We start from the raw sequence: 13,003 nt of genomic DNA on the forward strand, positions 1-13,003 counted from the left end.
CTAGACGCCGACCAGCTCCGGGTGGAACTTGGTCACCAGCCGGCGGATGCCGTCACGCCAGTCGACCGAGGTGCCGCCGATCAGTTCGTGCATGCGGGTGGTGTCGGTCGGGCCGCCGCGCAGCGCGTTCGGATCCTCGGCGAAGACCGGCTCGCGGCCGACCAGCTCACCGATGTAGGCACACCATTCCTGCAGGCTGACGGTCTGATCGCCACACCAGTTCACGGTCGTCGCGGGCACCGATGCCACATCCAGCAGCTTCGGCAGCGTCGCCAGGATGTCGTCTTCGTGGATCGGGTTGTACTGCGCCGGCCCACCCGGCGGCACCGGGATCGGGATGCCCGCCAGGACCATCTCCATCTGGTAGTACGGCCAGCCGCCGTTGTCGCCGTACGGCACGTTGAACCGGGCGATGGTGGCCGGCAGATCGAGGACCCGCGACATGGTGCGCACGACCGTCTCGCCGGCGATCTTGGAGATCGAATAGGTGGGGAAGAGGTGCTTGTGGTTGTCGCCCAACGCCGCCGACTCCGAACGCGGCTCGTCGCCGGGCGGGTCGTACACCGCCGCTGACGAGGTGTGCAGGAACGCCTTGGCCTCACGACAGTGCGCCATCAGCAGACCCACCGACTCCGCATTGGCCGCGAGGTCCTTGTCCCACCGGCCGCTCTTGGCCACCGCGAGGTTCACCACGTAGTCGAAATCGGTTGGCAGGGCACTGAAGTCGCCGACCGCCAGGTTGAGCGCCGCGCACCGGACACCGGCCTGCTCCAGGTTCTGCCGGGCCTGCGGGTTGTTGAACCTGGCGATACCCCACACCTCGTTGTCGGCCGCCAGGGCCGTGGCGATCGGGGTGGCCACCTGGCCGGTGACTCCGGTGATGAGGATCTTGGCGCCGCGCATGGGGCTGATAGTAGGGGGCCGCTAGGGTTGACCTCATGCGAGTCGGAGTTCTGGGTGCCAAGGGCAAAGTCGGTGCGACCATCGTCGACGGTGTGGAAGCCGCTGACGATCTGACGTTCACCGTCGGCGTCGACGCCGGTGACGAGCTGAGCCTGTTCACCGACAGCGGCACCGACGTCGTCGTCGACTTCACCCACCCCGACGTCGTGATGAACAACCTGAAGTTCCTCATCGACAACGGCATTCACGCCGTCGTCGGAACCACGGGCTTCACCGCCGAACGCCTGGACCAGGTTCGCGAGTGGGTGGCCGCCAAGCCCGGAGTCGCGGTGCTGATCGCCCCGAACTTCGCCATCGGCGCGGTGCTGTCCATGCACTTCGCCAAGCTGGCCGCCCCGTTCTTCGAGTCGGCCGAGGTCGTCGAACTGCACCACCCGCAGAAGGCCGACGCCCCGTCAGGCACCGCCACCCGCACCGCCCAGCTGATCGCCGAGGCGCGAAAAGGCCTGCCGCCCAACCCCGATGCCACGAGCACCGGCCTGGAGGGCGCGCGCGGCGCCGACGTCGATGGCATCCCCGTGCACTCGGTGCGGCTGCGTGGTCTGGTGGCGCACCAGGAGGTGCTGTTCGGCACGCAGGGCGAGACGCTGACCATCCGGCACGACAGCATCGACCGCACGTCGTTCGTGCCCGGCGTGCTGCTCGGTGTCCGCGAGGTCGCCAAGTACCCCGGGCTGACCATCGGCATCGAGAAGCTCATGGGGCTGTGACGGGGCGGTGATGACGAAACCGAGCTCGCAGGTATTCCGCATCCAGCTGGTCGTCGCATTCCTGTGCGTGGCACTGGTGGTCTACTTCGTGATGCTCGGGCGCTCCGGCGTCATCCTGATGCAGTCGGGGGAAGCCGCGGCGATCGGCCTCGGCATCGGCATCTTCGTGCTGCCGCTGATCGGCCTGTGGGCCATGGTCGCCACGCTGCGCGCCGGGTTCGCGCACCAGCGGCTGGCCCGGCTGGCCCACGAGGAGGGCGTCGAACTCGACGTCAGTGACCTGCCCAAGCGCCCGTCGGGCCGCATCGAACGCGACGCCGCCGACGCACTGTTCGAGTCGGTGCGCGACGAAGTCGAGGCCAGCCCTGACGATTGGCGCGGCTGGTACCGGCTGGCCCGGGCCTACGACTATGCCGGGGACCGGACCCGGGCCCGCGAGACCATCCGCAAGGCCGTCCGGCTGGAGCAGGCATCACGATGAAACTCCTTGTCGTGCACCACACTCCGTCTCCGCACTGCCAGGAGATGTTCGAGGCGGTGCTCGCCGGAGCAACCGATCCCGAGATCGAGGGCGTCGACGTCGTGCGCCGTCCGGCGCTCACGCTGTCGGCCGCCGACGTGCTGGAGGCCGACGGCTATCTGCTCGGCTCGCCGGCGAACCTGGGCTACATGTCGGGTGCCTTGAAGCACGCGTTCGACCAGATCTACTACCCGTGCCTGGATGCGACGCGTGGCCGGCCATTCGGTCTGTGGCTGCACGGCAACGAAGGCACCGAAGGCGCCGAGAAGGCTGTCACGTCCATCACCACCGGGCTGGGGTGGGTGAAAGCGGCTGAGTACGTGGTGGTTTCGGGCAAACCCAGCAAGGCCGACGTGGAGGCCTGCTGGAATCTGGGCGCGACGGTCGCCGCGACGTTGATGGGTTAGTGACCTAGATGGCTCGATCGGCGCGCGTTGCTCTGCCAGAAGACGGCTACCTCCTCCTGATCGGCCAGGTGGCCTACATGGTCAGCTCGCTCGAATGGACCATTCTGGGTGACCTGCCAGGACTGGCTCAGTACCTCCCATCCGAGCTCACGACCACGATGCTGGCAGGTAAGTCCACCGGCCAAATTGCAGGTGCACTCAGCAAGAAGGCGAGCGAGGTTGGGGACCACGATGTCCGGTCTTATGTTGCGAAGGCTGGAGAGGTGCTAAGCGAGGCTGCCGAGCTGCGCAACGACGTGCTTCATGCTCGCCCCGCGACGTTTGGTAACGACCAACGTCTCTCTCGGTGGAAGCCCGCCGACTGGAAGGGACCGACCCGCACTGTCGCGATCGATATTGCGTGGCTCAGTCGGGCGATTGACCGCCTGTCTGAGTTATCGACTGCACTCGACAACTTGAGGCCGCTGCATAAGCATTCCGCTTTCGCGGATCGTGTGCGTCGCCGCTAGTCGATTATTCGCTGCGCTGATTTTGGCTGTGGTTTTCTGATAGACCTAGGTTCCCCGACCGAAGGAAACCACCGTGAGGATCGCAGCAACGCTGGCGGCGTCGGCTATTGCCGTCCCCGCGATGGCCCTGTTTGTCAGCCCTGCCGCAATTGCGGTGCCCGGCGACCCCATGGCCGGGTGCGAAACACAAGTGTTCGCCAACTACTGCGATGGTCCTATCCGCGAAGACGGTTCGTGGAAGCGGTGCATGTTTGCACATTCGCAATACACCGCAGCCGGTGGGTACATCCCGCCAGTGCAGAACTGCTTCGTGGTGCCTGCGGCGGACCAGATTCCACCGCTACCGCTTGGCCAACCGCCACACCACATCGACTAGGCCCGTTCAGACGCAGCGCGTTGACGGCTGTGCTGGCGAGATTGCTCGTCGAGTTGAGTCAGGCCGAGGCTCACGTCATCGGCCCGCCGCTCGCACTTCGGCGAGGCTGAGGTACCCGAAGTTGCGCAGCTTCAGGAGTTCGTCGTCGCTGGCCGCCTGTACGTCAGCGAGGCAGCGATAGCCCTCGCGGACCAGCACGCGGGCGGTGCGGGGCGTGAACTGCTCGAATTCGGCTGGGATCGGTGGCAGGTCTTGACCTTCACTCATGCGTCTATCCGATCTCGGAACGCTGTTGTTGGTGGTTGAGCGTGCAGCGTTATTGAGGGTCTACTCGCACAACTACGCCCAGAATGCACGGTCAACTCGGTTTCGGTGCCCAGAACCATTGACCCTGACGTGACGGCGCACCGCACTCGAACAAATGCGCCCTGGATTCAGGATCAAATCTCAAAACGCCGTATGGTGATTGACGTTTGCGTCGATAGGGAGGGGCCGACATGGGAATCGCGGACCTGGCGCTGGGAGCCGCGCCGCTCGCCGGAGGCGCGCTGCTGGGCGCCGTCGCGGGCAACTTGAAGCCACCGGACGTGCGCGCCGCGATCAAGGCCGACATGGACCTGCTGGACCGGCTGCCGGCCGAGCAGGTCGAGCGTCGCGCCGAGTTGCAACGCAGCATCGACATGCGGATCGACGAGGTGATCGCAGCTGTCGACCGCAGCCGCCAGCTCAAGTCGACGGCGATCGGCTACGCGTTCAACCGCGAGGGCCGGCTGCGCGACATCCTCGTCTTCATCATGGCGGTGCTGTTCTGCATCATCTGGTGGAACCTCAAGCACTCGCGCACCGGTTGGCTGCCGATGTTCGTCGCGCTGATCGTCTTCACCGTGCTGTCCGGCTGGTACGCACTGCGCGGCATCGCCCGGGCGTTCTCGTCGGTGCTGCACCGGAACAAGAAGGCGGGGGACGCCGCTCAGTAGTGGTAGGTGTCCGACGGCGCCGACACGTGGTCGGGGTCGTCGCCGAACATCGACGGGTGAATGCCGTACGCCTTCGCCAGATCGAGGATCTTGTTGGCGCGCGCGATACGCGGCAGGTCCGAGCCGTTGCGGATTTCGCCGCCGTCGCGCTCGAACTCCGCGAAAAACTCCTGCGCCCAAGCGATCTCGTCGAGTGAGGGGGACAGGCCCTCGTTGACCGTCCCGCACTGCTCCGGAGTCAGACAGATCTTGCCGGTCATGCCGAACTCGAGAGACACCGCGGTGGCCTCACTGAGCTTGCGCGAGCTGGAACCGATGGTCGGGCCGTCGATGGCACCCGGCAGGTGCGCGGCCTTGGCGGCGATGGTGAACCGCGAGCGGGCGTAGGCCAGCGTCGCCGGGTTGTCACCGAAGCCGGTGTCACGCCGGAAGTCGCCGATACCGAACGCCAACCGGAACGTGCCCTTGGCCGACGCGATCTCGGTGATGCGCTCGAGCCCGCGGGCGGTCTCCACCAGCGCGACGATCGGCACGTTCGGCAGCCGCTTGGCGGTCTCGGTGACATGGTCGACGGACTCGACCATCGCCAGCATGATGCCGCCGACGGACGTCTTCGACAGCATCTCCAGGTCGTCGGCCCACCACGGGGTACCGAAGCCGTTGACGCGCACCCAGTCGGTGTTGCCGCCGCCGAGCCAGCGCGCCGCGTTGTCGCGGGCGGAGTCCTTGTCCTTGGGTGCTACCGCGTCCTCGATGTCGATGATGACGATGTCGGCGCTGGAGCGCGTCGCCGGTGAGAACCGGTCGAACTGCGATCCGTTGACCAGCAGCCAGCTGCGCGCGAGTACCGGGTCCAGGCGGGATCCGTGCTCGTTGGCATCAGGTTCGTAGGTGCTGGTCTGGTCGTACACCCGTCAATCGTCCCGCACAGCGGGAGCAGCCCCCGCCCCGGGGGTTACTTCAGTGCCGCGCCGAACACCCGCTGCATCGCATCCCAGTGCCGCTTGGCCGCGGCTTCGTCGTAGGCGCCGACGTTGTCGGGCACCGCGAAGCCGTGTGCGGCCGGGTAGAACTCGACGGTGTGCTCGACGCCGGCGTCGGTGAGCGCGCGGTCCAGAATCTCGCCCTGCTCGGCGGTGAAGGACCCGTCGTTCTCGGCAGCGCCGACGTAGACGACGGCGCTGATCCGGTCGGCGCGCAGATGCGGGCTGTCGTCGGTGTCGGTGACGAGGCCACCGCCGTGGAACGACATCGCCGCGGCGACGCGGTCGGGCAGCTTGCCGGCGACGACGAACGACGTGCGTCCGCCCATGCAGTAGCCGGTGGTGCCGAACTTGTCGCCCGTGACATCGGGCCGGGCCGCCAGATAGTCGAAGAAGGCGCCGGCGTCGGCGGCCATGACGTCCTGTGTGACGTTGCGCATCATCCCGAACAGCCGCGCCCGCTCGTTCTCGTCGGAGAAGGCGGTGGCCATGTCGAACGGTGCCCACCCGGCCTCGCGGTAGTAGATGTCCGGCACCAGCACCACGTAGCCGAGCTCGGCGAGTTGTGCGGCCATGTCGTCGAAGGTCTGCCTGGGGCCGCCCGCATCGGGGTACATGACGACCGCGGGCCACGGGCCGGGGCCTTCAGGAGTGGCGACGGTGACGGCACAGGTGCCGTCGGCGGTGGTGATGGTGTCCTTGGTCACTGGCATGGCTTCCGTTCTACTCCTCGGCCCAGAACGTAAGCTGGCAGTGTGGCTGTGCCGACTCCCTATGAAGACCTGCTGCGCCTCGTGTTGGAACAGGGCACGCCCAAATCGGATCGCACCGGGACCGGCACCCGGAGCCTGTTCGGCCATCAGCTGCGCTACGACCTGGCCGCCGGGTTCCCGCTGCTGACCACCAAGAAGGTGCACACCAAGTCGGTGATCTACGAACTGCTGTGGTTCCTGCGCGGCGACTCGAACGTGCGCTGGCTGCAGGAGCGCGGCGTCACCATCTGGGACGAATGGGCTTCGGAGACAGGCGAACTCGGGCCGGTGTACGGCGTCCAGTGGCGGTCGTGGCCGACGCCGTCCGGCGAGCACGTCGACCAGATCAGCGCGGCGCTCGAGATGCTCAAGACCAACCCGGACAGCCGGCGCAACATCGTCTCGGCGTGGAACGTCGGCGAGATCGCCCAGATGGCGCTGCCGCCGTGCCACGCGCTGTTCCAGTTCTACGTCGCCGACGGCAAGCTGAGCTGCCAGCTGTACCAGCGCAGCGCCGACCTGTTCCTCGGCGTGCCGTTCAACATCGCCTCCTACGCGCTGCTGACGCACATGATGGCCGCCCAGGCGGGCCTCGAGGTGGGCGACTTCGTCTGGACCGGCGGCGACTGCCACATCTACGACAACCACGTCGAGCAGGTGCGGCTGCAGCTGTCGCGCGAGCCCCGGCCGTACCCGGAACTTGTTCTCGCGCCGCGTGATTCGATCTTCGATTACCAGTACGAGGACATCGCGATCGTCAACTACGACCCGCACCCGGCCATCAAGGCACCCGTTGCGGTCTGATGCCATGAAGCTGATCTGGGCCCAGGCCAACGGCGGTGTCATCGGCCGCGACAACGAGATTCCGTGGCAGCTGCCCGAGGACATGGCGCGCTTCAAGGAGCTGACGCTCGGCTCCACGGTGGTGATGGGCCGGCTCACCTGGGAGTCGCTGCCTGAACGCTTCCGGCCGCTACCGGGCCGCCGCAACGTCGTGGTCAGCCGCCACGCCGGTTATGTCGCCGAGGGCGCCGAGGTGGTCACGTCGCTGCCCGCCGAGGTCGACGGCTGGGTGATGGGCGGGGCGCAACTGTACGCGCTGGCGCTGCCGTCGGCGACGCTGTGCGAGGTCACCGAGATCGATGTCGACGTGCCGGACGGTGACGCATTCGCGCCCGAGTTGGACGACTCCTGGACCGTCACGCACGGCGAGTGGCAGACCAGCAGAACCGGCCTGCGCTACCGGTTCTGCACCTATCGGCGGTAGCCGGCGAGCCGCCGGACGTCGTCGTCAGGATCGTGGGCGGCCAGGTCGGTGATCCGGGCGCGCAGTGCCGCGACGTCGTCGGGGTCCAGACCTTCCGGCCCCATGGGCCCGATCAGTTCACCGAGAACGACGACGGCATGCCGGCGGATCACCGGCTCGGGGTGGTCGAGTCCCCGCCGGGCGCCGGGAAGGTCGGCGGCATCCAGCGTGCAGTAGCCCTGACCAGGCGCCAGTTCCTGCGCGATCAGCGCTGCGATGGCCGGGTCGGCCAGTCCCGCGGCCAGGAGTGCGTAGTCGAGCGGCCGATGGCTGCGGCCGTGATCGCGGAACGACCGATACGGCGCCGTGACGGCGGCCGCGCGGCTGGCCGCGGGCAGGTCGCTCTCCAGCACCTGCGGACCGCAGCCCAACCGCCCCAACGCGGTGGCCGCCCAGTCGTGGCCGGGGCCCGACAGGGGCACCGCCGCCCACAGCGCGTCGATGACGTCAGCCGATGCGATGTCGAGGTCGGCCAACAGCTTGGCGCCGAGCCAGGCGGTATCCCGACGTTCGAGGGCCGCGACGGCGACCGGCACCGCGGCGGCGCCGAGATCGAGCAGCAGGGTCCGCGCGCGTTCCTGACCCAAGTCGCCCGGCGGTCCGGGCACCAACCCGGCAGCAGCCGCGAGCGCCGCGACCCGCTGTTCGACCGGCAACGCCAGCAGCGCCTGCTCGGCTTCGTCGGCCGCGAGGTACTCGGGGAAGTGTCGCCGCAATTCGTCGGGCGTCAATGAGCGCACCAGCAGGTCGCCGTCCTCGTCGTCGAGATAGACGACGACGTCGGCCGGCAGGATGCCGTCGGCGACCAGCGCCGCTCGCACGCCGGCGGCGATGGTCAGCATCGCCTGCGCGAACCGCTCCCAGGCCTGGTCCCACTGTGCGCGCGGCAAGCCCGACACCGCCTCGATCAACCGGTCACCCCAGTCGCCGGCGCTGTCGCCCCACTCGTAGTCCTGGTGCTCCCAGTCCGGCGGGCTGAACCGGCAGGACGGCTCCGGCACCGACTCCTCGGTGCCCAGCGCCAGATTGGGCAGGTAGATGACGCCCGTGGTCTCGGCGTAGAACTCGCTGAATGCCACCGCGTACGGCTGTTGCCCGGCCGCCGCGCCGACCAGCGCCCGGACGGCCGTCACCGCCGCAGCGGTCAGATCGGTTTCGAATCCTGCCCAGTCGAACTGCACCGGTGCCTACGCCTCGGCAGGCACCACGTCGGCACCCGTGCCCTTCACCGAGGACTTCGCGCGCTTCTCGGCACGCACCGCCTTGCCGTTGCGCACGAACCCGGTGGGGGAGACCGCCGCCGACAGCAGCGCGTCCTCGCCACCCACGAACGGATGGAAGCCCACGCCGGCGCCGCCGCGGCCCTTGACCGGGATGTCGGCGACTTCGGTTACCTTCCAACCCTTTTCAGAGGTCGACAGGATGGCTTCGCCGTTGCCGCACGTGATCGGCAGCGCGGCGATCACTTCGTCGCCGTCACCCGCCAGCTTCACGCCCGCGACACCATTGCCTGCCGCGCCCTGCGGGTTCACCGCCGCTGGGTCGATGCGCAGAATCTTGCCGCGGCGCGTCACGAGTGCCAGGTGATACCCCGGCGTCAGCACACCCGAGCGCAGCAGCCCTGTGATGTCCGGGGCCACCGGGATGTCGCGGGTCTTGAATGGCAGGCCATTGCCGTTGGTGAACTTGATGCGCCCGTCGGTCCACACCGCCCAGCCCAGCCCGGCGGAGAGCAGGTCGCCGTGGGTGTCGGAGAACACGCCGCGGTCGTCAAGCCGCCAGTTGGCGTTGACCTTCTTCTCCCGCGGGCCGTCGTCGTCGGAGCTCGACGCCGTCGGGGTGCCCTCGAAGTCCAGGACCGTCCGGCGGTCGAATTCGGGCCCCGCGAACAGCTTCGCCGTCTCTTTCAATTCGTTGTCGATCACCACGCGCCGGGCGTCGGGGTTCGACACCAGCTCGGTGAGCTCGGCGAACTCGGCGTCCAGCTTGTCCGCTTCGGCCTGCAGCTCGATGACGTCGAGCTTGGTCAGTCGCCGAAGCTGCAGTGCCAGAACGTAGTTGGCCTGTTCCTCGTCGATGCTGAACCGTTCCTGCAGCCCGCGGCGGGCGTCGTCGACGGTGTCGGAACCGCGGATCACCGCGACGGCGGCATCGATGTCGAGGTGGATCTTCATCAACCCGGCCACCAGATGCCTACGGGCAGTGACCTTCTCGAGCCGGTACTGGCTGCGGTGCAGCACGACGGAGTCGCGCAGGTGCAGGAACGCGCCGATCAGCTCGCGCACCGTCCACCAGCGCGGCACGCGGTCCTCGTCGAGCGCGACCAGGCTGGCGGCGAAAGTCGACTCCAGCGGGGTCAGCGCGAGCAGCTGGTCGCGGATGGTCTCGGCGGCATGGCCGCGTTTGGCGGTGACGACGATCCGCAGCCCGTTGCGGCGATCCGTCAGGTCGGACATGTCGGCCACACCGGCCAGCTCACCGGACTCGACCAGCGCCCGAATCCGGTCCTGCACAGTGTTGCTCGCGACACCGGGCGGCAGTTCGGTGATGACGACGTTCTTGCCGTCGATCGACAAGGTGCCGCGCACGGTGAGCGCACCCCGGCCGGTGGTGAGGTACTCACGCAGCCCGGCCGTGCCGACCACCGTCGCCCCACAGCCCCAGTCCGGGCCGGGAATGAGTTTGGCCAGCCGGTCGTCGGTCATGTTCGGCGTCTTCAGCAGCGCCCGGCAGGCCGCCATGATCTCGCGCGGATTGTGCGCGGGCACCTTGGTGGCCCAGCCCTCGGCGATACCGACGGCACCGTTGCAGAGCAGCACCGGCCACTGGGCCGGCAGCATCGTGGGCTCGATCCACTCGCCGTCGAACGTGGGCACCATCGGTACCGCGTGGTCGTCGAGTTCGGCGGTCAGTGCCGCACCGGGAGCCGACAGCCGCATCTCGGTGTACCGGTCCGCGGCGGGGATGTCGCCCTGGATGCGCGGGAAAGCGCCTTGTCCGTCAATGACTTTCACGCGCTGGAACTCGGCGGCCATCAGCGCCGCGGCGCCGTACATCGAGGCGCCGCCGTGCGGGTGCAGGTTGCCGGTGACGGCCGAGCACACCTTCGAGGACTTCTGTGGCTTGTTGCCGGGCAGCAGTTTCGAGTCGTGCATCTGGTACAGCAGCCGGCGCTGGCCCGGCTTGAGGCCGTCGAAAGCCGACGGGATGGCGCGGTCACTGACGCTGTAGAGCGCGAACGTCAGCTGATAGTGGTTCCAGTAGTCGTCGGCGCTCTGGTCGAGGACCAGGTCCGGATTCTGCTCGGGAACATCCAGGGTCGAGGTCACGGTTGACTCTTTCTAGTCCAGGTCCAGCGCAAGGGTGTCGACGACGGCGGCCACCTCGGCCATCCACGTGCGCCGGCCCTCGGGCGGCCCGCCGAACAGGGTGTGGTGCAGCTTCTTCTCCGCGTCGTCCGGGTGCACGCGAATCACGGTGCGCCGCTGCGGATCCAGCACGGTGTTCCAGAAGTCGTCGGCGTCCATCTCACCGAGACCCTTGTTGCGCTGCACTTCCACCCGGCGTTTCGAGCGGGCCTTCAACTCGGCCACGGCGGTGTCGCGCTCGGACTCGTCCTGGCAGTAGATGCGCTCCTGGCCGTCCTTGACCACGAACAGCGGCGGCAGCGTCACGTAGACCATGCCGGCCTCGACGAGCGGGCGGTAGAAGTCCAGGAACATCGAGATCAGGCTCGAGTTGATGTTGCCGCCGTCGGGGTCGGCGTCGGACGCGAACAGGATCCGGTCATAGCGGCACTGTTCGGGGTCGCAGTTGTCGCGCACGCCGCAGCCCAGGATGCGCTCGATGGAATCGAACTCGTCCTTGACCCGCGCCTTGTTCACGGTGAAGCCATAGACGTTGGGCGGCTTGCCTTTCAGCGGGAAGGCGGCCTGGAAGGTGGCGTCGCGCGCCGCTTTGATGGTGCCCAGCGCCGAGTCGCCCTCGCACAGGAACAGTTCGGCGCCCGACCCGCGGCCGGTCTCGCGGCTGGGCAGCAGCTTCGGCGGCAGCGACAGGTTGGTGCCCAGCCCCTTGGCCTTCGACGCCGCGCGGGACCGCGCCTTGGCGCCCTCGGCGCTGCGGCGCGCCCGGGCCGACTCCAGCGCCAGCTTCGTCCACAACGACACCGTCTCGCTGTTGGCGGGATTCGCCGCCCAGACGTTGACGCTGCGCGTCACATCCGGGGCCATCGCGACGTTCAGCGAGCGCGACGAGACCGCGGTCTTGGCCTGCGAGTCCCAGCCCACATCCGGTGCGCGGGTGTCGACGGCCAGCGCGGTCACCGCGGCGAAGTCCTGCGGTTCGGGTCCGTCCTCGCCCTTGGCCAGGCCCAGGTCGCGGATCCGGGACGCGCGGTCGGCCAGTGCCTCCGTGAGTCCCTTGATGGCCGCGGTCAGGTGCGATCCGCCGCCGGGGGTGCGCACGGTGTTGCAGAACGCGGCCACGGTGGTCGGCTCGGCCGGTCCGGCGGTCATCGACCAGCGGAACGGGGTGGGCCCGCGCCCGGTGGTGTATTCGCCACGGCCCTCCACGACGGCGCGCACCGGCGGCAGGGGAGTGCCGGCCGAGGTGCACATCAGGTCCAGCAGCGCCTCGGTGCCCCAGGGCCCGTTGAACGGCTTCAGCAGGGCGGCGGGGACCTCCTCGCCGGGCCAGCCCTCGTCGACGACGGTCAGGTGCACACCGGGGCACATCCGGGCCGCGGCGTGGGCGCGCAGCAGGACCTCGGCGATGTCCACGCTGGCGTCCGGCACCACGGCCTGGTCGAACAGAATCCGGACGGTCGTGCCGTGGGCGTCGGGTTTGCGGTTGCCGACGCCGCGCAGCTTCTGGTTGTCGGCACGCGTGAACTCGGCGTTCGGGTCGAATTCCTTGCCCTCGAACGTGCCGGGGTAGCCGTGGCCGAAACTCTGCAGGTAGGTCTTGCCGGCCCGGCGCACGGTGACGTCGGTGCGGGCGGAGATGAACACCGCGGCCGCGGCGCCGATGCCGTTCAGGCCGGCGCCGGTGCTGCTGGCGTCGGCGTGGGCCGAGAACTTGCCACCGGCGCGCGCCGTCCCGAGGGTCTTGACGATGCCGTTCTTGCCGGTCACGGGGTCGGAGTCGATGGGAAGGCCGCGTCCGTCGTCGGCCACGCTCACCGAGCCGTCGGCATGCAGGGTGATCGTGACGGTGGAGCCGCCGTGGCTGGGGTCGGCGACCTCCTCGACCGCGTTGTCCACCAGCTCGCGCAGGGCGGTGTTGAGCACATCCAGGCCCAGGTTGACCGCCGGTCGCAGGCGGGTGTGCTGAACATCGTCGAGTTCGGTGATGTCCGCAGCGTTGTAGCTCACTGCTGGTCCTTTCCGTCAGGGCCGGCCGGGTGAGACCGAAGCCCCAATACAGGGTGTGCCGCAGGAATGGTAGGCGGTTCGGCCGACAACCTTGCAGATCCATGCGCGAGTTTGTCGGTGGTCTG

14 protein-coding genes are annotated in these 13,003 nt (G+C 68.4%); 7 read left to right on the plus strand and 7 right to left on the minus strand.

All coding sequences use genetic code 11. The features are described from left to right. On the minus strand, positions 1–903 hold the full coding sequence (locus VXD91_RS12110) for an NAD(P)-dependent oxidoreductase (RefSeq protein WP_346415519.1): 903 nt from the start codon (positions 901–903) through the stop codon (positions 1–3). Positions 904–938: 35 nt separating this feature from the next. Between VXD91_RS12110 and dapB the strand changes: the two genes are divergently transcribed. Genes dapB through VXD91_RS12130 form a run of 4 tightly spaced genes read left to right on the plus strand, consistent with a single transcriptional unit; the run spans position 939 to position 3,109 of the window. Beyond that, entirely contained in the window at positions 939–1,673 is a 735-nt protein-coding gene (dapB, locus tag VXD91_RS12115; protein WP_346415520.1) for a 4-hydroxy-tetrahydrodipicolinate reductase, read from the plus strand. Positions 1,674–1,683: 10 nt separating this feature from the next. Further along, a complete protein-coding gene (locus VXD91_RS12120) occupies positions 1,684–2,154 on the plus strand; it encodes a tetratricopeptide repeat protein (RefSeq protein ID WP_346415521.1) in 471 nt (156 codons plus the stop codon). After that, a complete protein-coding gene (locus VXD91_RS12125; RefSeq protein ID WP_318984351.1) occupies positions 2,151–2,600 on the plus strand; it encodes an NAD(P)H-dependent oxidoreductase in 450 nt (149 codons plus the stop codon). The genes VXD91_RS12120 and VXD91_RS12125 overlap by 4 nt, the downstream gene beginning before the upstream one ends. A gap of 8 nt (positions 2,601–2,608) precedes the next feature. Beyond that, on the plus strand, positions 2,609–3,109 hold the full coding sequence (locus VXD91_RS12130) for a hypothetical protein (protein ID WP_346415523.1): 501 nt from the start codon (positions 2,609–2,611) through the stop codon (positions 3,107–3,109). Positions 3,110–3,560: 451 nt separating this feature from the next. Here VXD91_RS12130 and VXD91_RS12135 read toward each other — a convergent pair whose 3' ends face one another. Then, positions 3,561–3,752 (minus strand): DNA-directed RNA polymerase subunit alpha C-terminal domain-containing protein, encoded by a 192-nt coding sequence (locus tag VXD91_RS12135; protein ID WP_346415524.1) that lies wholly within the window; start codon positions 3,750–3,752, stop codon positions 3,561–3,563. 230 nt (positions 3,753–3,982) lie between these two features. Here VXD91_RS12135 and VXD91_RS12140 point away from each other — a divergent pair, with 230 nt between their 5' ends. Beyond that, positions 3,983–4,462, plus strand: coding sequence for a hypothetical protein (locus VXD91_RS12140; protein ID WP_346415525.1), 480 nt, complete (start codon positions 3,983–3,985; stop codon positions 4,460–4,462). Here VXD91_RS12140 and VXD91_RS12145 read toward each other — a convergent pair. Beyond that, a complete protein-coding gene (locus tag VXD91_RS12145; protein ID WP_318984353.1) occupies positions 4,456–5,373 on the minus strand; it encodes a CoA ester lyase in 918 nt (305 codons plus the stop codon). The genes VXD91_RS12140 and VXD91_RS12145 overlap by 7 nt on opposite strands. Before the next feature lie 44 nt (positions 5,374–5,417). Beyond that, entirely contained in the window at positions 5,418–6,158 is a 741-nt protein-coding gene (locus tag VXD91_RS12150; RefSeq protein ID WP_346415526.1) for a dienelactone hydrolase family protein, read from the minus strand. Between the two features lie 42 nt (positions 6,159–6,200). On the opposite strand from VXD91_RS12150, the gene VXD91_RS12155 reads away from it, so the two are divergent. Next, positions 6,201–7,001 carry a thymidylate synthase gene (locus VXD91_RS12155; RefSeq protein WP_346415527.1) on the plus strand — a complete coding sequence of 267 codons (801 nt, stop codon included), beginning with the start codon at positions 6,201–6,203 and terminating at the stop codon, positions 6,999–7,001. Positions 7,002–7,005: 4 nt separating this feature from the next. Next, positions 7,006–7,464 carry a dihydrofolate reductase gene (locus VXD91_RS12160; protein ID WP_346415528.1) on the plus strand — a complete coding sequence of 153 codons (459 nt, stop codon included), beginning with the start codon at positions 7,006–7,008 and terminating at the stop codon, positions 7,462–7,464. Here the strand turns inward: VXD91_RS12160 and VXD91_RS12165 are convergent. The 3 genes from VXD91_RS12165 to VXD91_RS12175 are packed head-to-tail and all read right to left on the minus strand — an operon-like array spanning position 7,452 to position 12,878. Beyond that, positions 7,452–8,684: a DUF4303 domain-containing protein gene (locus VXD91_RS12165; protein ID WP_346415529.1), complete on the minus strand. Its 1,233-nt coding sequence runs from the start codon at positions 8,682–8,684 to the stop codon at positions 7,452–7,454. The two genes, VXD91_RS12160 and VXD91_RS12165, sit on opposite strands and share 13 nt — an antisense overlap. A gap of 6 nt (positions 8,685–8,690) precedes the next feature. Next, entirely contained in the window at positions 8,691–10,832 is a 2,142-nt protein-coding gene (locus VXD91_RS12170; RefSeq protein ID WP_318984358.1) for a DNA gyrase subunit A, read from the minus strand. A gap of 12 nt (positions 10,833–10,844) precedes the next feature. After that, positions 10,845–12,878 carry a toprim domain-containing protein gene (locus VXD91_RS12175; RefSeq protein ID WP_346415530.1) on the minus strand — a complete coding sequence of 678 codons (2,034 nt, stop codon included), beginning with the start codon at positions 12,876–12,878 and terminating at the stop codon, positions 10,845–10,847. Between the last annotated feature and the right edge of the window lie 125 nt (positions 12,879–13,003).

Origin of the sequence: Mycobacterium sp. SM3041, from assembly GCF_039668335.1 — a bacterium.
Taxonomy (GTDB): Bacteria; Actinomycetota; Actinomycetes; order Mycobacteriales; family Mycobacteriaceae; genus Mycobacterium.